Source organism: Neorhizobium sp. T25_27 (assembly GCF_002968565.1).
Taxonomy (GTDB): domain Bacteria; phylum Pseudomonadota; class Alphaproteobacteria; order Rhizobiales; family Rhizobiaceae; genus Neorhizobium; species Neorhizobium tomejilense.
In genome coordinates, this window is the sequence record NZ_PVBJ01000004.1 from 240,589 (window position 1) to 257,471 (window position 16,883).

General features: G+C 62.7%; 15 protein-coding genes and 2 pseudogenes. 11 read left to right on the plus strand and 6 right to left on the minus strand.

Features of this window, described 5'->3' with window-relative positions; translation table 11 throughout:
• The 10 genes and pseudogenes from C5J24_RS14425 (at position 1) to C5J24_RS14465 (ending at position 9,508) form a co-directional block, all read left to right on the plus strand.
• Positions 1-1,140 carry an N-acetylglucosamine-6-phosphate deacetylase gene (locus tag C5J24_RS14425; RefSeq protein ID WP_105418751.1) on the plus strand — a complete coding sequence of 380 codons (1,140 nt, stop codon included), beginning with the start codon at positions 1-3 and terminating at the stop codon, positions 1,138-1,140.
• Complete coding sequence (locus tag C5J24_RS14430) at positions 1,137-2,408, plus strand: neutral/alkaline non-lysosomal ceramidase N-terminal domain-containing protein (protein WP_105418753.1); 1,272 nt, start codon at positions 1,137-1,139, stop codon at positions 2,406-2,408. Before C5J24_RS14425 ends, C5J24_RS14430 begins: the two co-directional genes overlap by 4 nt.
• A gap of 88 nt (positions 2,409-2,496) precedes the next feature.
• Positions 2,497-3,804, plus strand: a complete 1,308-nt coding sequence (locus tag C5J24_RS14435; protein WP_105418755.1) for an ABC transporter substrate-binding protein — start codon at positions 2,497-2,499, stop codon at positions 3,802-3,804.
• Positions 3,805-3,924: 120 nt separating this feature from the next.
• The gene (locus tag C5J24_RS14440) at positions 3,925-4,812 is read left to right on the plus strand and encodes a carbohydrate ABC transporter permease (protein WP_105418757.1); all 888 of its coding nucleotides are present in this window, start codon (positions 3,925-3,927) and stop codon (positions 4,810-4,812) included.
• Positions 4,809-5,702, plus strand: coding sequence for a carbohydrate ABC transporter permease (locus C5J24_RS14445; protein ID WP_205412865.1), 894 nt, complete (start codon positions 4,809-4,811; stop codon positions 5,700-5,702). Before C5J24_RS14440 ends, C5J24_RS14445 begins: the two co-directional genes overlap by 4 nt.
• Positions 5,703-5,704: 2 nt before the next feature.
• On the plus strand, positions 5,705-6,937 hold the full coding sequence (locus C5J24_RS14450; protein WP_245446638.1) for an AGE family epimerase/isomerase: 1,233 nt from the start codon (positions 5,705-5,707) through the stop codon (positions 6,935-6,937).
• A gap of 4 nt (positions 6,938-6,941) precedes the next feature.
• Complete coding sequence (locus C5J24_RS14455; RefSeq protein WP_105418759.1) at positions 6,942-8,009, plus strand: ABC transporter ATP-binding protein; 1,068 nt, start codon at positions 6,942-6,944, stop codon at positions 8,007-8,009.
• Between the two features lie 21 nt (positions 8,010-8,030).
• A pseudogene (locus tag C5J24_RS32670) lies at positions 8,031-8,148 on the plus strand (hypothetical protein); the annotation flags it as partial.
• A gap of 21 nt (positions 8,149-8,169) precedes the next feature.
• A pseudogene (locus C5J24_RS32200) lies at positions 8,170-8,310 on the plus strand (mannonate dehydratase); the annotation flags it as partial.
• 196 nt (positions 8,311-8,506) lie between these two features.
• Entirely contained in the window at positions 8,507-9,508 is a 1,002-nt protein-coding gene (locus C5J24_RS14465) for a Gfo/Idh/MocA family protein (protein ID WP_105418761.1), read from the plus strand.
• Between the two features lie 6 nt (positions 9,509-9,514).
• Here the strand turns inward: C5J24_RS14465 and C5J24_RS14470 are convergent, their stop codons facing one another.
• From C5J24_RS14470 to C5J24_RS14490, 5 genes are all read right to left on the minus strand, one after another.
• On the minus strand, positions 9,515-9,832 hold the full coding sequence (locus C5J24_RS14470) for a BrnA antitoxin family protein (RefSeq protein WP_046664545.1): 318 nt from the start codon (positions 9,830-9,832) through the stop codon (positions 9,515-9,517).
• Positions 9,823-10,077: a BrnT family toxin gene (locus tag C5J24_RS14475; RefSeq protein WP_105418763.1), complete on the minus strand. Its 255-nt coding sequence runs from the start codon at positions 10,075-10,077 to the stop codon at positions 9,823-9,825. Before C5J24_RS14475 ends, C5J24_RS14470 begins: the two co-directional genes overlap by 10 nt.
• An 89-nt stretch (positions 10,078-10,166) precedes the next feature.
• Positions 10,167-11,267, minus strand: a complete 1,101-nt coding sequence (ribB, locus tag C5J24_RS14480) for a 3,4-dihydroxy-2-butanone-4-phosphate synthase (RefSeq protein ID WP_105401986.1) — start codon at positions 11,265-11,267, stop codon at positions 10,167-10,169.
• 12 nt (positions 11,268-11,279) lie between these two features.
• Complete coding sequence (gene aroC / locus C5J24_RS14485) at positions 11,280-12,377, minus strand: chorismate synthase (RefSeq protein ID WP_046664542.1); 1,098 nt, start codon at positions 12,375-12,377, stop codon at positions 11,280-11,282.
• 134 nt (positions 12,378-12,511) lie between these two features.
• Entirely contained in the window at positions 12,512-15,673 is a 3,162-nt protein-coding gene (locus C5J24_RS14490) for an EAL domain-containing protein (RefSeq protein WP_245446639.1), read from the minus strand.
• 298 nt (positions 15,674-15,971) lie between these two features.
• Between C5J24_RS14490 and C5J24_RS14495 the strand changes: the two genes are divergently transcribed.
• Positions 15,972-16,232 (plus strand): DUF1344 domain-containing protein, encoded by a 261-nt coding sequence (locus tag C5J24_RS14495; RefSeq protein WP_037084286.1) that lies wholly within the window; start codon positions 15,972-15,974, stop codon positions 16,230-16,232.
• A 57-nt stretch (positions 16,233-16,289) separates the two neighbouring features.
• Here C5J24_RS14495 and C5J24_RS14500 read toward each other — a convergent pair whose 3' ends face one another.
• On the minus strand, positions 16,290-16,877 hold the full coding sequence (locus C5J24_RS14500; RefSeq protein WP_105418767.1) for a histidine phosphatase family protein: 588 nt from the start codon (positions 16,875-16,877) through the stop codon (positions 16,290-16,292).
• Positions 16,878-16,883 lie beyond the last annotated feature (6 nt).

The following is a 16,883-nucleotide window of genomic DNA, read 5'->3' on the forward strand; positions in this document are numbered from 1 at the left end:
ATGGTCGTCGACGGTATCGATCCCCGCACCGGCAAAGGTTTTGCGATCGAAGTCGCCGACGGCAGGATTGCCGCCATCCGCCCGGCGGAAAATACCAGCCCGCGTTACCTCTCCGCCGGGCTGATCGACCTGCAGGTCAACGGTTGTTGCGGCTTCGATCTGAACAGTGGCGAAGTCACTCCCAACATCCTCCTCTCGCTTTGCGAGGAATTGCTAAGCGTCGGCGTCACAACCTGGCTGCCGACCCTTATCACGGCGCCCGAGACGTCCCTCCTTCAGGCCCTCGCCGATATCGCAAAAATCCGCGCCGGCCACCGGCTGATCGCCGAAATGGTGCCGGGCATACATGTCGAAGGCCCGTCGATTTCGGACAAGGACGGCCCGCGCGGCGCCCATCCGCTGGCGCATGTCCGTCCGCCGTCGATCGAAGAGTTCGACCGTTGGCAGCACGCATCCGGCAATCTGGTCTCGATGGTGACGCTTGCGCCGGAACATGAGGGCAGCGTCGATTACATCCGCGCTCTCACGGCGAGAGGCGTCCACGTGGCACTCGGCCACACAGCCGCGACGCCGGAGGAAATCCAAGCGGCGGCGGAGGCGGGTGCGGTCCTTTCCACTCATCTCGGCAACGGCGCCGCCGCCATGCTGCCGCGGCACCCGAATTTCATCTGGGCGCAGCTTGCCGACGACCGGCTGACGGCAAGCTTCATCGCCGATGGCTGGCACCTGCCGGCCGACACGTTCAAGGCCATGCTGCGCGCCAAGGGCCTGGATCGGGCGATCCTCGTGTCGGACATGGTGGCGCTCGCCGGCATGCCCCCAGGCATCTACGACCAGCCGGTCGGCGGCCGCGTCGAGGTGTCTGCCGAAGGCCGCATCAGCGTCGCCGGCACGCCCTATCTCGCCGGCGCCAGCCTGCCGCTATCGGCCAATGTCGCGATCGCGTCGCAGATGGCAGGCCTTCCACTTGCCGATACGCTTCTCCTCGCGACCGTAAATCCTGGCCGTTTCGTCGGTGGACGGGGACGGCTGGAAGTCGGCGCGCGGGCCGACCTCATCCGCTTCGAATGGTCGGAAGGCGAGCGGGAACTGTCTATCCGCGAAACCTGGGTCCACGGCGAAAAGGCGTCCTGCGCATGATCCGGGCCGGAGTTGCCATCGTCGATATCACCCCGCCGCCCGGCCTTGCGATGTCCGGCTTTGCGGCCCGCACGCTGTCGGCCAGGGGCGCCCATGACGCCCTGACGGCGCGTGCCGTGGTGGTCGGCGATACCGCCATCGTTGTCGCCGATGTCATCGGCATCGATGCCGCGACGAGCGCCCGGATCCGCAGGCGCTGCGTCCTGCCGGCAGAAAACGTCGTGGTCGCAGCACTCCACAATCACGGTGGTCCGGTTTCCATGGCCGGACGGCTCAGCATCGCCGCTGATCCGGCCTATCTGGAGCGATTGGAAGATGCCTGTATCGCCGCCATCGACAAGGCCGCCACGGCGCGCCGGCCGGCAACCATCACTGTGGGGCAGGGAAGTGATCCGGGGATTGCGCGCAATCGGCGCCATCCCGGCGGACCCGTGGACACTTCCCTGCCACATCTTCGCATCCGCGCTGCGGATGGCAACATGATCGCCGTCGTCACCGCCTATGCGTGCCATCCGGTCGTGCTGGCGGCCGACAATCTCCTCTGGACGGCCGATTATCCCCATTTCGTTCGCCATGCGCTGGAAGAAGCTCATCCCGGCGCGGTCGCCCTGTTCATGACCGGCTGCGTCGGCGACGCCAATACCGGCCACTCGGCGCATGCCTCGATCTCGCTTGCCGCGAACCCGGATCGCAGCTTTGCTGCCGCCGAACGGATCGGCCGCAAGATTGCCGAGGCGGCGCTTGGCGCTGCGGAACACCCGGTTTCGGACGCCGTCAGCGCCCGCAACGCGATCGTCAGCCTCACCTTCGAGTGCCGCGAGACCGAACCGCCGGAAACCCTCGAAAAACGCTGGCGGGACGAGGCCCTGAACGTCGAACCCGCCCGCAAAAGCCTGCTCGGCTATTGGGCGGATTGGGCGCGCGACATAGCGCCTACCCAGCCCGAGCCGCTTGCCGCGCGGGTGACCGTGCTCGATTGGGGCGGCGTGCCGATCGTCGCGCTGCCGGGTGAGATCTTTGCGGAGACGGCGCTGACAATCCGGGCTGCACTTGGTCTGGACAAGCCAGCCTTCGTCATCGGCTTTGCCGACGACAATCCCGGTTACATCCCGCCGGCCGGCGAATTCCGGTTCGGCGGCTACGAGGTGGACGAGGCGCATCGCTATTACGGCCTGGCGGCGACCTTCGCGCCGGGCTCGGCGGAAACGCTTGCGGCCTGCGCCATCCGGCTCGCCAACGAGACCTCCAGCGGAAGCGGCGCCGCATGAGCCAAGGGGCCGCCGGAAACGATCCGATGCTTGACACGCAACCGGTTGCATGAGAGCTTTTTGTTAACAACAACAAGGGAACAGGGACATGAAAAACAGATCAGCAAAGACGAGGATTTCGACCCGCGCGCTGCTTATGAGCGCGGCATTCGGCGCAGCCCTTCTCTCGGGCGCGTCCGCCGTTTCGGCCGAAACGCTGACGGTCTGGAGCGGTTATCCGGAAATGGCGCCGTTCTATGAACATGTCGCGCAGGGCATGAAGGCCGCCTATCCGAAACTCGAGGTGAAGGTCGAGGCGATTGCCCTTCGCGAGCATGAAAAGCGCGTCGCGCTTGGCCTCACCGGAGGCCAGGACGGCACGACGGTCATCGAGCTCTCCGGTTCGACCGCTACCCGCTACCTTGAAAACGATCTTCTTCCGGAAGCCCCGGCGGATATCTCGACCTTCGTGAAGGATCCGAAGAACTTCGACAAGTTCTTCAGCGACACCGCAGGCAAGGGCGGCAAGATCTACGGCGTGCCGCTCTTCCGCGGCCAGGGCGCTCTCTACTACAACACCGACATGTTCAAGGCTGCCGGCCTGACCGCCCCGCCGAAGACGATGGAGGACTATTCCGCCTATGCAGAGAAGCTGACCAAGCGCGATGCATCTGGCAAGGCCACCGTCTCCGGCTGGAGCATGCGCCTCTCGGGCGGCGGCCAGGGCATTGCCGAGAAATTCTGGATCAACATGCATCAATATGGCGGCGCGATCCTCGCCCCCGCCGGCGACGGCAAGTGGAAGCCCAATTTCGCCAACGAAGCGGGCCGCAAGGCGCTGAAACAGTATCTCACCAACATCTTCACCACCAAGACGGTCTCCCCAGAGATGCCGGCGGACGCCGATGCCTTCGAGCGCGGCCAGACCGCGATGTTCATCCGCGAATCCTGGGTGATCGGCGATATCGCCAAGAAAGCGCCGGATCTGAAATACGCCACCGCGCCGCTGCCGAAGGGTTCGATCGCGCTGCCCACCAACCTCTACGTCGCCGGCAAGGGTGCCGATGCCAAAGCCGGCTGGGAATTTGCAAAGGCGGCCAACTCGCCGGAAAACCTCGTCTGGCTGCTCCAGAACGTCGGCTGGCTGCCGAACCGCTCAGGCGTCGATTATTCGGCCGTCACCTCCAAGCAGCCGGCCTTCGCCGCCTTCGTCGATTATCCGAAGGGCTACGAGTTCTTCACGCTGCCGTCGATCGGCCCGATCGAAGAGATCCTGACCCGCGTTGCCGCGCAGCTCGTCGTTGCCTTCGGCGACGCGTCCATGGCCGGCGACGATGCCAAGATCGATGCCTTCCTCAAGAAGGCCAGCGACGAAGTGAACACAATCCTCACCCGCGAAGGCTTGGGCGCGAAATAATCGCCGGCACCACTCGCCAATCGCATGGGCCCGGGGCATCATTGCTCCGGGCACTTAAACGGGGATCCAGGGTCCGACCCGCGCCGCGGCCGAACCCTGCTGTCTACAGGCCAAAACTCTATGCTGAAGCGCAAAAGATGGATTTTTGCGATCCTTGCGATTTTGCCGACCCTGGCAATCTTTGCCTATGTCCGGCTTTATCCGATCGCCGACACGCTGAGGCTCAGCCTTTTCAAATGGGACATCCTGTCGAAGAACAAGCCCTTCGTCGGCCTTGCGAATTTCCGCGAGCTGATGGGCGACCACCTGTTCATCGATGCGCTGGTCAACACCACGATCATCGCCTTCGGCGTCTTGATCCTGACCATCCCGATGGCGCTGGTCATCGCCGCGCTGATCTTTCATCGCACCCGCTCGCGGATGGCCGGTTTTTACGAGACCGCGATCTTCATTCCGCATGTCGTGTCGCTGGTTCCCGCCGCCATGGCCTGGAAATGGATCTTTGACGCTCGCCTCGGCCCGCTGAATGCGCTTCTGACTTTCTTCGGCATCCCGGCGCAATCCTGGCTGTTCGATCCGGTCCTGTCGGTCATCTGCATCATCGTGCTCTGCTCCTGGCAGGCGCTGGGGTATGCGGTGCTGATCTATATCGTCGGCTTCAAGAACCTGCCGGTCTCGCTTTATGAAGCCGCCAAGCTCGACGGCGCCTCCGGACCGCAGAGCTTCTGGTACCTGTCGATCCCGATGCTGAAACCGATCACGCTCTATGTGTCGGTCGTGACGCTGGTTTCCGGTTTCAACGTTTACGCCCAGGCCTTCGTGCTCGCTTCCGATGCGCAAGGGGCGCCCGGACGGCAGGTGCGGGTTCTGGTTCTCGACATGCTGGAAAACAGCTTTCGCAATTACCGCGTCGGCTACGCGGCATCCGAGGCCGTCGTGCTTCTGGTCATCGTGCTGGGCCTGACGCTCATCCAGTTCTCGACACTGCGGGAAAGGGGCAAGGCATGACCACCAATCCCGTGAACTATATCGAACCCACCACCGAAGAACTTTCCGAGGGCGTGCGTCTGCGCCGCAAGAAGCGGGTGATGAACTTCGCGATCGACGTCTTCCTGATCGTCGTCTCGATCCTGATGCTGTTGCCGCTGGTATTCCTGGTCGCCAACGCCTTCAAGACCCCGGCCGAAATGCTCAGCTGGCCGCCGACCATCATCCCGCGCGACCCGACCATTGCCAATTTCGCGGCCGTGCTTGGCGAAACGCCACTCCTGCGCTGGATCGCCAACAGCATCGCCTTTGCGGTGATGTCGACGATCGCCATCGTCGCCACCTCGGCGATCGCCGGCTACATCTTCGGCAAGTTCCGCTTCCGGACGCTGAACATCCTCTTCGCGCTGTTCCTCGCAACCGCCATCGTGCCGTTCGAGGTCTACATGATCCCGCTCTATTTTCAGGCGAAAAGCCTCGGCATCCTCAACTCCGTCTGGGGCCTGCTGCTCGGTTATCTGGTGATGAGCTTCGGCATCTTCCTGATCCGCCAGAACGTTATCCACTCGATCCCCGACGAACTGCTGGAAGCGGCCCGTATCGATGGCGCCGGCGAGTTCTGGATCTTCCTGCATATCGTTCTGCCGCTTTTGCGCGGCGCGCTCGGCGCACTGGCGGTGCTCGCCTTCTTCCAGGCCTGGACCGCCTTCGCCTGGCCGATGATCGTCACCACGACCCGCACCAGCTATACGATCGAGGTCGGGCTGGCGCTTTTCCAGACCGGCTTCACGGTCGATCTCGGCCGCCTCAGCGCCGCCTCCGCCACCGTCCTCATTCCATCCATCCTGCTCTTCGTCATCCTGCGCCGAAATTTCGTGCAGGGCGTTGCCAGCACCGGGCTCAAGGAGTGACGATGGCGATGGATTTCTTGGCAGAAGCCCGCACAACCTATGCCGCCGCCAATGCCGGCACTCTCTACTGGATGCTGCAGCGGCCGATACTCGGCGGTGGGTTTTTGAACACCAAGCAGAACAGCCTGACGCTGAAGGATTACGGTTCGGAGGATGGCACCCGTGGCCCGGATTACACCCACGGCTGGATTCAGGGGCGGGGGCTGGAAGCCTTGGTCGGACATGCGGAGTTCTTTGAAGACGAGTTGCCGCCGCTCGCGAAAAAGCTCGATACCGCCGGCCGCCGCCTCTACGAGCTTCTGGCTGCCCTGCGCAAGCCGGATGGTCACGCCTATTTCTGCTACGATCGCGACCTGCAGGCCGTCTATGCGGATCAGTCCAACGTGCTCCACGCTCAGGAAAAACCGGCGCTGATCTACACCTATTCGGACGCCTTCGTGGCCAAGGGGCTGGTGGCAGCCGCAAGCCGATATGGCCTGCCGGATATCGCCGGTCACCTCGCCTATTTCGACCGTGTGATCACCGCCGTTGAAACGGGCCGTTTCCAGATGGACGAACGCCGGCCGCTCTCGCTCCACAGCCTTGCCGTCCAGCCCGAAGATTTCGGCCCGCGGATGATCCTGCTCGGTGCCGCAGGCATGCTAAAGCGCGCCGGCCACACGGCGCATCTCGCCTTTGCCGATCGGTTCATCGCCCATGTCATCGACAGGCATTACGATGCCGCGACCGGCCTGCTGCGCAACGTGCCGGGCGAGGACCTATGCAATGTCGGCCACGGAATCGAGTTCGTCGGCTTCGCGCTCGACTATCTCGACGACACCGCCGATCCGGCACTGATCGAAACGCTGGAACGCATCCTCGTCTCGTCCTTCCGCAAGGGCTTCGTGGGGCCGGGCATCACGCTCACGGTGTCCATCAAGACTGGCGAGGCCCAAAGCCCCTATTGCCCCTGGTGGTCGCTGCCGGAAGCCATCCGTTCCGCCGCCCTTGTTCATGAACGCACCGGCAGTGCCGAGAGCCTCGATGTCTGGAAGGCCGCCCACGGCGCGTTCTTCGAGCGCTACTGGCGCGGCACACCGCCGCTCGCCTACCAGACGATGACCAGGGACGGCCCCGTCGATTTCGTGCCCGCCACGCCGGATCTCGATCCGGGTTACCACACCGGCCTCAGCCTGCTCGCCGCCATCCGCGCCGCAGATCGGCTGAAGCCCCGAACCCGAGCAGTTTCAGGATAAATACATGGCTTCCGTTGAAATCCAGAACGTCCGCAAGGCCTATGGCGACCTCGAGACCATCAAGGGCGTGTCGGTCGATGTGCCGGATGGCGCCTTCGTCGTCCTCGTTGGCCCCTCCGGCTGCGGCAAGTCCACGCTGTTGCGGATGATCGCCGGGCTTGAAGACATCTCGGGCGGCACGATCCGCATCGACGGTCGCGTCATCAACGAGGTCGAGCCGAAGAACCGCGATATCGCCATGGTTTTTCAGAATTATGCGCTCTACCCGCATATGACGATTGCCGAGAACATGGGCTTCTCGCTGCGGCTCGCTAAGAAATCCAAAGAGGAGATCGCCGAGCGGGTCAATGATGCCGCGCGTATCCTCGGACTTACCGATTACCTCAAGCGTTACCCGAAGCAACTCTCCGGCGGCCAGCGCCAGCGCGTCGCCATGGGCCGGGCCATCGTCCGCAATCCCAAGGTCTTCCTGTTCGACGAACCTCTGTCCAACCTCGATGCCAAGCTGCGCGTGCAGATGCGCGCGGAGCTCAAGGATATCCATGCCCGCATCAAGACCACCACCGTCTACGTGACCCACGACCAGATCGAGGCGATGACCATGGCGGACCGGATCGTGGTGATGAGGGATGGCATCGTCGAACAGGTCGGCGCGCCGCTGGAGCTCTACGACAAGCCGGTCAATACTTTCGTCGCGAGCTTCATCGGCTCGCCCTCGATGAATTTCCTCTCCGGCACGATGGCCGATGACGGTAAGTCCGTGCTGACCGGAAACGGTGTTCGCCTGCCGCTTGGACCGGAGGCTTCCGCCGCCCCCGGCACCGCTGTCACCTACGGCATTCGCCCCGAACATCTCGCCATCGCCGCCGGAAACGAGGGTATTCCGATGACCGTGACGAATATCGAGCCAACCGGTTCGGAAACCTTCGTGCAGGGCTCCGTCGACGGCCAGAAATTCTCGGCGCAGCTGCGCGAGCGGCTTTTCATCAAGACCGGCGAGGTGCTCAATCTGGCGCTCGCGCCCACCAACAGCCACATCTTCGACGCCGCCACCGGCATGCGGCTCGGCTGACAAGCATAAGGCAGGACGACAATGGAACAGACTTGGCGCTGGTTCGGACCGGACGACACGGTCAAGCTTTCGCATGTGAAACAGGCCGGCGCCGGGATTAAGTCACCGTCGAACGGCATCACGCTCTGTACCGGCTCCTACGGCGCCAATCCCGACAATGATCTCGTCACGACCCGACCACGGCCACGCGATCGTCGACGACATAGGCAGACGCGTCAATCCCGGCTATTCCTGCATCGGTCGACTGAAAGGGCTGGCAGAGCTGCGCGGCATCATGCGCACGCTTGAGGTTTTGGGTTAAGGCTTGCTTGGCGGACGCCGGAACAAGCGGCCCCCTCACCCGGCCTCCGCTTTGCTCGGCCACCCTCTCCCCGTTGGGGAGAGGAGGAGGAGTGACGGCTCGGCATGTCTCTTCTCCCCAGCGGGGAGAAGGTGTCGGCAGGCGGATGAGGGGCGGCTCGCCGCAAACGATATTTTATGTGTACCGGGAGGTTAATATGACGAAGTTGAAAGTAGCAATCATCGGGCTCGGCATGGCAGCGGGTCACCACGCCCGCGCCCTGCTCGATTTGTCCGACAGGATCGAATGCGTCGCGGCTTTCAGCCAGACGGCAGCCCGGCGTGAAGCGTTTGCCGCCCAATACCCGATCCCAACGACCGGCGATCTCGATGCGATCTTCGCGGATAAGACGATCGAGGCGGTGCTGATCCTCACCCCGCCAAGCAGCCATCTGGAACTCGTAGAGCGTTGCGCGGCGGCGAAGAAGCATATCCTGCTGGAAAAGCCGCTCGATATCTCGTTCGAGCGCTCCGAGGCGATCGTCCGTGCCGCGAGGCAAGCGGGCGTGCTGCTGTCCATGGTGCTGCAGAACCGTTTTCGCGCGGCGGCGCTGAAACTCGATGAGATCGTCAAGTCCGAGCGGTTGGGGCAGTTGATCGAGGCGTCCGTCGCGATCCGCAACTGGCGACCCCAAAGCTATTACGACGTCGAAGGCCGCGGCACGATGGCACGGGATGGTGGCGGCGTGCTGCTGACCCAGGGCATCCACACGATCGACCTGCTGCTGAGTTATGCTGGTACCCCGAAAGACGTCTCGTCCTTCGTCCGCACCAGCCCGATCCATTCGATGGAGACCGAAGACCTGGTGACGGCGACCTTCGCATTCGAAAACGGTGCGATCGGGACGCTGAACGCCACCACCTGCGCCTATCCCGGCCTGCCGGAACGCATCGAGCTGCTCGGCACCCACGGTACGGCAGTCCTGACCGGCGATACGCTGAAGGCCGCCTTCATGGACGGCACCAGCGTCACCGAGGGCGGCCAGAATTCCGGCAGCGGGGCCGGCGCCAATCCTATGGCCTTCGGCCACGAGATGCACCGGGCCCTGATCGGGAATTTCATCGATGCGGTTCGAACCGGTGCACCGCTGCGCGTCACCGGCGAGGATGCGCTCAAGGCGCACCACTTCATCGAGCAGATTCTGGCTGCTGGCCGGTAGACCGTCTCAGAGGCCGGCTGCCTTGCGCAGTTCCTCGGCCATTTTGGCGCGCCAGTCCTTGCCGGACGCCTTGAATTTTTCGAGCACGTCCGGATCGAGCCTCAGCGTGACGGCCACCTTCGGCGCCTCGACCTTCGGCCGGCCGCGAGTACGGCGAAGTTCTTCGATAGCTTCGAAGAATTCCGGCGGCATGACTTCACGTGCGGGACGCATGCTCGCTAGTTCTTCATCAGTAAGCGGCGGGCTGTCCACGGAGTCCCAATCTTCCTTGGTGTAGCCGCGCCCCGGCTGGAATTCTTTTAGAGTTCGATGCTTCATTGCCATAGGAGAAGCCTCCTTTCTTTCGCGTTGGCGGGTCGGAAGCTGATGATCGAGGTGGCTTCCGTCCCCAGCTTCACAAAAATCACCACCGCGGTACCATCTTCGAAATAGCCGATGGCTTTGGTGCGGCCGGAATGACCACGTTCCATCACAGCCGTTTCCCAGTGAAAAAAGCCAACATCAGCGAAATCGAGACCGTGCTTCTCGAGATTCACAATCCGCTTCGTCTCGTCCCAAATGATTTTCAACTATTATCCGTACACGAAAAATCGCCGCCCGACAACGAGCGACGATGGAACGGTACGAAACCTTTTACAACCCTAAGGATTGAGGGCGGTCAGCAGATCACCGTCTCGGCGATCTTGATGCCGAAACCTTCGAGGCCGACATAGTGGCGCTCGCTACGGGTCAGCAGCTTGATCGAAGTGACGCCGAGATCCTTGAGGATCTGTGCGCCGAGGCCGATTTCCAGCCATTCGCTCTCGCGGGCCTGGGCTTCGGCATGACCTTCCTGGTCCTGGCGCAGCTTGCGGCCATGGTCCTTCTGGCCAACGCCGACCGAACCTTCGCGCAGGTAGATGATCACGCCGCGACCCTCTTCCTCGATTTTCGCCATGTAACGATCGACCGAGCGCTGCGTGCCGAACACGTCGCGGGTGACGTTTTCGAGATGCAGGCGGACTGGAATGTCGACGCCGTCGCGGATGTCGCCGAAGACCACCGCCACATGCTGCATCGGGTCCCAAGGCAGCGAATAGGCATGCGCCTTCGCCTTGCCGTGCGGCGTCTCGACGTCGAACGATGTCTGCAGTTCGATCAGCGTTTCCTTGCGCTGGCGATAGGCGATCAGGTCGGCGACGGAAACCTGCTTCAATCCGTGTTTGGCCGCAAAGTCGGTAACCTGCTGGCCGCGCGTCACGGTGCCGTCGTCATTGACGAGTTCGCAGATGACACCGATCGGCGGAAGGCCGGCGAGCCTGCAGAGGTCGACGGCCGCTTCCGTATGGCCGGAGCGCATCAGCACGCCGCCTTCGCGGGCGATCAGCGGGAAAATGTGGCCGGGCCGCACGAAATCGCTCGCGCCGACATTCGGATTGGCAAGATTGCGGACGGTGAGCGTCCGGTCCTCGGCAGAAATGCCGGTCGTCGTGCCGTGCTTGAAGTCCACGGTGACGGTGAAGGCGGTCGTATGGGCGCTGTCGTTTTCCGCCACCATGGCATTGAGGTTGAGCCGCTTGGCCTCCTCGCGCGGCATCGGCGCGCAGACGATGCCGGACGTGTGGCGCACGATGAAGGCCATCTTGTCGGGCGTGCAGTGGACCGCGGCGACGATCAGATCGCCTTCGTTCTCGCGGTCGTCGTCATCGGTGACGACGACGATTTCGCCGGCTTCGAATGCGCGGAGGGCATCGACGACGCGCTTCTGATCATAGGCCATGGGTGTTGTTTCCTAGAGATTTCGCCCCGTCTGGGCCCGGTCGCGGAGATAGTGATCGGCAATCGCGCATGCAACCATCGCTTCGCCGATCGGCACAGCGCGGATGCCGACGCAGGGGTCGTGGCGGCCCTTGGTACGGACTTCGACATTGTTGCCGTCGACGTCGATCGAGCGCTGCTCGGTGAGAATGGAGGAGGTCGGCTTGATCGCGAAGCGGGCGACCACCGCCTCGCCGGTCGAGATGCCGCCGAGAATGCCGCCTGCATGGTTGGAGAGGAAGATGGGCTTGCCGTCATTGCCCATGCGCATCTCGTCGGCGTCTTCCTCCCCGGAAAGTTCTGCGACGCCGAAACCGTCGCCGATCTCGACGCCCTTGACGGCGTTGATCGACATCAGAAGGCTGGCGATATCCTGATCGAGCTTGCCATAGACCGGAGCGCCGAGACCGGCGGGCACGCCTTCGGCGATCACCTCCACCACGGCGCCGATCGAGGAACCGGCTTTGCGGATGCCGTCGAGATAGTCTTCCCAGACAGGCACCATCGCTGCATCCGGGCAAAAGAACGGGTTCTGGCCGACCTGATCCCAGTCCCAGTTGGCGCGATCTATCCTGTGCTTGCCGATCTGGATCAGCGCGGCGCGGACTTGCACGCCCGGCACGATCCTGCGGGCGAGCGCGCCGGCGGCAACCCGGGCTGCCGTCTCGCGGGCCGAGGAGCGGCCGCCGCCGCGATAGTCGCGGATGCCGTATTTGACGTCATAGGTATAGTCCGCATGGCCGGGACGGTAGCGGCGGGCGATCTCGCCGTAGTCCTTGGAGCGCTGGTCGGTATTCTCGATCAGCATGGAGATCGGCGTGCCGGTCGAGATCATCGTCTCGCCGTCGGCGTCCATCATCACGCCGGAGAGCACCTTGACGATGTCGTCCTCTCGCCGCTGCGTCACGAACCGGGACTGGCCGGGCTTGCGCTTGTCCATCCAGGCCTGGATTTCCGCAAGCGTGAAGCGGATGCCGGGCGGGCAGCCGTCGACCACGCAGCCGAGTGCCGGACCATGACTTTCACCCCAGGTGGTGACGCGGAAAAGGTGACCGAAAGTGTTGTGCGACATGGCGTTACAGGACCAGCTGTGGCGGAGCTGGCCTTCCGCCAACTTCTGACGCGGTTGTCATATGGAAAAGGTTGCCGGGCGACAAGTGTTTCTTGGCAGAACAGTCGCGGCGCGATTGGTGAACAATGGTGGCTCTAGGCCGCGGCCTTGCGCCAGCCCGCATGCGCGGCTGCGGTGAAATCGTCGAACGAAAGCGGCCGGGCGAAGGCATAACCCTGGAGCAGGTCGCAGCCGAGTTCGCGCAGAAGGCTCGCATGCTGCATGGTCTCGACCCCCTCCGCCACCGTTTCGACGCCGAGCGAACGGGCGATGTCGATGATCGAGCGCACCAGCGCCCGTTCCTGCGGCGAGGTCAGGATCGGCATGACGAGTTGGCGGTCGATCTTCAGCCGCTTCGGCTTCAGCTTCAGAAGGCTCACGATCGAGGTATGGCCGGTGCCGAAATCGTCGATCTCGATATCGATGCCGAGTTCCTTGATCCGCTGGAGATTGCCGGCCGCCGATGCTTCGCTCTCGTCGAGGAAGATCGATTCCACCAGTTCGAATGAGATCTCGCCGGGCACGATCGCCAGCGTCTGCAGCGTGTCGATCAGTGCCTCGTCATGCAGCCGCTTCGAAGAGACGTTGACGGAAACCTTCGGTATCCGGATGCCGAGTGCTGCCCAGCGCATCTTGTCCTTCAAGACCGTCTGGAGCACGATATGGTCGAGCGCGGCGGACACATTGAGGTCTTCGGCAATCTTCAGGAACCGGTCGGGCGCAAGAATCCCGTGATGCGGATGGTTCCAGCGGATCAGCGCCTCGACACCGGTCAGCTGGTTGGTGCGGGCATCGAACTGCGGCTGGTAGAAGGCGATGAATTCGTCGTTGTCGATGCCGGCCAGCACCTCGTCGGCGGTACGCTTGTGGCTGACGATCTCGGCCTGCAGGTTCTGCGTGAAGAATTCGTATCGGTTGCGGCCCATGCCCTTCGCCCGGTAGAGCGCGATATCGGCATTGACGAGAGTACGGCGCGCATCGACATTCATGCCGCTTGCCTGGGCGATACCGATGGATACGCCGCAGCGGCAGGCGAAACCTTCGAAATCGATCGGCTGGTGAAATTCCGCGATGATGCGCTGGGCGAGCTGGCCTATCTCTTCGGCGCTGGAATTGCCGGAGGCGAGGATCACGAATTCGTCGCCGCCGATACGTGCGACGATATCGCTGCCGCGGACGTTGCGCGACAGGATGCGCGAGGCGTGCACGAGCATCGCGTCGCCGGCCGCATGACCGAGCGTGTCGTTGATCTGCTTGAAGCGGTCGAGATCGAGATGCAGGATCGAGAACTTCTGGCGCTCGGTATGGCTGGAGCGCGACAGCCGGTCGAGTTCGATGTCGAGCTTGCGGCGGTTGGCCAGCAGTGTCAGCGGGTCATGCAGGGAATTGTGCTCGATCCGGCTTTTGGCGAGTTCGAGCTCTGCGTTCTTCGCATCGGCCTCGTCCTTGGCAGCCTTGAGTTCCCTGGTCAGGATGGCATCCTGGGTGACGTCGAAGGCGATGCCCACCACCTTTTTGAATCCGTCGCGCGTCTTGTGCATCTTGCCGATGGAGCGGATGTAGCGGATCGAGCCATCCGGCTGGGGCACCCGCACGACCAGCGGATCCGGCCGGAAGTTCTCCGTGAAATGATAGGAGCTGAGTTTGGCAAGCTCCCGGTCGTCGGGATGGATAAGCTCGATCCAGTCATCGACCCGGACGAAGCCGTTGGTGAAGGGGATGCCGTGCAGCTGGCACATGCGGGCATCCCAGGTATCGACCCGGGTTACCGGGTTTGATTCCCATATGCCGCAGTTATAGGAGTCGAGCGCGAGGTCCAGCTTGGTCGACAGCTCTTCCAGGTCCTGCTCGCGGTTTGACAGCTCATCGAGCGCCAGCTCCAGTTCGGCGTTCTTGATGTCGGTATTTTCTTTGGCGTTGCGCAGCGTCTGGGTCAATACCACGTCGCCGGTGACGTCCCAGACAATCCCGGTGGTGCGTAGCGTACCGTCGGCATTGCGATAGTTTGCACCCGCCGACCTCAGGTATCGCAGAGTGCCGTCCGGCAACTGCACGCGGTAGGTCTCGCTGCAAGGCATGTTGCCGGAGGCGCAGTCGAGGAAATGTGTCTCCGCCGCCGTCCGATCGGGCGGATAGATCGATCCGAGCCAGTCGTAGAGACGATTGCCTTCGCTTGCAGCCGGCTTGTCGTGCAGCCCGGCGGCTCGGCTGTCCCAGAAGAGACTGTTGCTGTTGCCGGTCACCTCCCAGATCCCGATATTGGAAGCTTCCATGGCAAGGTTGAAGCGCTGCGATAGCTCTATCAGATTGAGTTCACGCGCCTTCAGCGCCTCGATATTGCGGTTGCGCTCCGAGATCAGCGAGGTGGCGATGAAGATCGGCACGATCACCGCGAGTGCGGCAATCACGAGGGCGAGGCGGATCACGAGCTGATTGGGCGGCACGATGTCCCAGCCGGAACGAGGGGCGGCGAGGAGCGTCCAGTTGGCACCACCGATCGGCACCGTCCATTTCATCGGAGACTGGTCCTCGATGGAATCATTGCCGAAGAAGGCGAAATATTCCGGCCGGTCCACGTCCCGCAGGACGACATTCAGCCACTCGAGATTAATCAGGTTCGGTTTCATCGCCGTGGCGGGGGAGAAGGTGACGCCGGAAGCTTCCATCAGGCCCTGCTTGTCGATCAGCACGGCGATGGCGCCCCACAGGTCGGTGCCGTCCTCTTCCTTCGGCACCGGCACGACCAGGGTCAGGTGTCCCTCCTGGCTGCCGCTCAGCAGCGATACACGGTTCCGGCCGTTGACGGATTTCAGGTCGTCTGCAAGGCGTGGCACATCGATCCTGTCGATCTTGCGTGGCGTGCCGCCGGCAACGCCGTCGCGCGTGATGACCTGGGGAAACTCGAAATTGGGCGCGACCGCGACGCCGGAAAAATGCGTCGCCTCGCCAAGTTCCTTGTCGACGTAATGTTTGAACTCATCAACCGAGCCTTCGGCGTCCTCCCTCAGGGCGTGAGCCAGATGGCCAGCGGCGGCGGTGTCGGTCTCCACGCGCGCAATGAGGCGCCGTGCCAACAGGCCGGCAACGTTTTCCGTCGTCGCCCGAAGGTCGCTGCGAAAGCCCTCGGTATAACGCTGGTCGACGATCACGCCGGTCGAGATCACCGTAAGGGCGATAACGAACGCGATTGCCGTCGGCGTCTTGGTGCTGCGCGCCAGGCGCAGTGACTTGGAACCGGACGACGGCCAGAATTTCACGCGCGCGAACCTTCTCATTAACCCCTGTGGCATGACGGAACAGCCTATGGGGAGGGGGTTAATTTACGCTTTCATCCCACCCTACAAACTTTGGCGCGATTTATTGTACGAATACTTTGAATAAGTTCGCCGGCGTGACTGGCTCGGCCGCAAGGCGGCATTCGGTTCTCGAAAAGCGTTAACTATCAGCTCATTACTTATACGGAAAATGTCATGGTGCCGGGCGATTTTCGCCACAATCAGCAGGCTATCTGTGCGTCGAAACGAGACATCATCGACCTCATCAAGGCTTTCGACCATGCGCATCCTGATTGCTGCTCTGCTTGCCACGGCCAGCGTCTTTTCGCCCCTCAACAGCTGGGCGCAAAGTGCCGATGTCGAAGCCACGATCAAGGCCGTGGACGCAAAGGCGCTCAACTTCACGCTGGACGACGGAAAGACCTATAAGGTGCCCGAGGAGTTCAATTTCGAAGGCCTGAAGGCGGGCGTCAAAGTGCTGGTCTTCTACACGGTTGTCGATGGCAACCGCGTCGTCGACGACCTTCAGATCGTCCAGTAAGACTGAAGATTTAGCGAAGTATAATTTAGAATATCCGATGCGCAGGGTTGGCGCAGTTCAGAGCCATTGTATCCGGTTGTTGCGGGTATCGACCTCGAGGATGCGATCCTGCGGGGTCGGAACGGTGGCGGCCTCGTCCTCGTCGAGGTTGCCGATCAGCCGGAAGAGCGAGCGGATCACCCCGCCATGGCTGACGCAGACGGTCGGACCGTCGAGAGATTGCAGCCAGGCGCCGATCCGCCAGCAGAGGATCTCATAGCTTTCCGCCGACGCCCCCGGCGGGATGAAACTCCACTTCTGCTCGGCGCGAGCGCTCAATCGCTCAGGAGAAACATGGCTGATTTCCTCAAGCGTATGGCCCTCCCAGTCGCCGAAGGAGACCTCGATCAGCCGTTCGTCGGTTCCGTAGGCGAGGGGATCGAGGCCCATGGCGGTACGCAGCCGTTCCATGGTTTCGCGGGTACGCGACAGGGGGCTGGCGACGAAGCGGAATCCGTCCGCCGCGCCGATCATCTCGCGCAGCCGCTCGCCGTTCCGCGTTGCCTGAGAACGGCCGAGCGCATTGAGCGGAATGTCCTGCTGGCCCTGGAGCCGGCCTTCGGCATTCCAGTCCGTCTGCCCGTGGCGGATCATGTAGATGAGCACGGCAGA

Excerpts from the sequence above, each read along its gene's own strand:
- C5J24_RS14455 (WP_105418759.1), top strand. The coding sequence starts at position 6,942 with ATGGCTTCCGTTGAAATCCAGAACGTCCGCAAGGCCTATGGCGACCTC.
- C5J24_RS14440 (WP_105418757.1), top strand. The coding sequence starts at position 3,925 with ATGCTGAAGCGCAAAAGATGGATTTTTGCGATCCTTGCGATTTTGCCG.
- aroC (WP_046664542.1), bottom strand. The coding sequence starts at position 12,377 with ATGTCGCACAACACTTTCGGTCACCTTTTCCGCGTCACCACCTGGGGT.
- C5J24_RS14445 (WP_205412865.1), top strand. The coding sequence starts at position 4,809 with ATGACCACCAATCCCGTGAACTATATCGAACCCACCACCGAAGAACTT.
- C5J24_RS14470 (WP_046664545.1), bottom strand. The coding sequence starts at position 9,832 with ATGGCAATGAAGCATCGAACTCTAAAAGAATTCCAGCCGGGGCGCGGC.
- C5J24_RS14450 (WP_245446638.1), top strand. The coding sequence starts at position 5,705 with ATGGCGATGGATTTCTTGGCAGAAGCCCGCACAACCTATGCCGCCGCC.
- C5J24_RS14425 (WP_105418751.1), top strand. The coding sequence starts at position 1 with ATGGTCGTCGACGGTATCGATCCCCGCACCGGCAAAGGTTTTGCGATC.
- C5J24_RS14430 (WP_105418753.1), top strand. The coding sequence starts at position 1,137 with ATGATCCGGGCCGGAGTTGCCATCGTCGATATCACCCCGCCGCCCGGC.
- ribB (WP_105401986.1), bottom strand. The coding sequence starts at position 11,267 with ATGGCCTATGATCAGAAGCGCGTCGTCGATGCCCTCCGCGCATTCGAA.
- C5J24_RS14435 (WP_105418755.1), top strand. The coding sequence starts at position 2,497 with ATGAAAAACAGATCAGCAAAGACGAGGATTTCGACCCGCGCGCTGCTT.
- C5J24_RS14465 (WP_105418761.1), top strand. The coding sequence starts at position 8,507 with ATGACGAAGTTGAAAGTAGCAATCATCGGGCTCGGCATGGCAGCGGGT.
- C5J24_RS14495 (WP_037084286.1), top strand. The coding sequence starts at position 15,972 with ATGCGCATCCTGATTGCTGCTCTGCTTGCCACGGCCAGCGTCTTTTCG.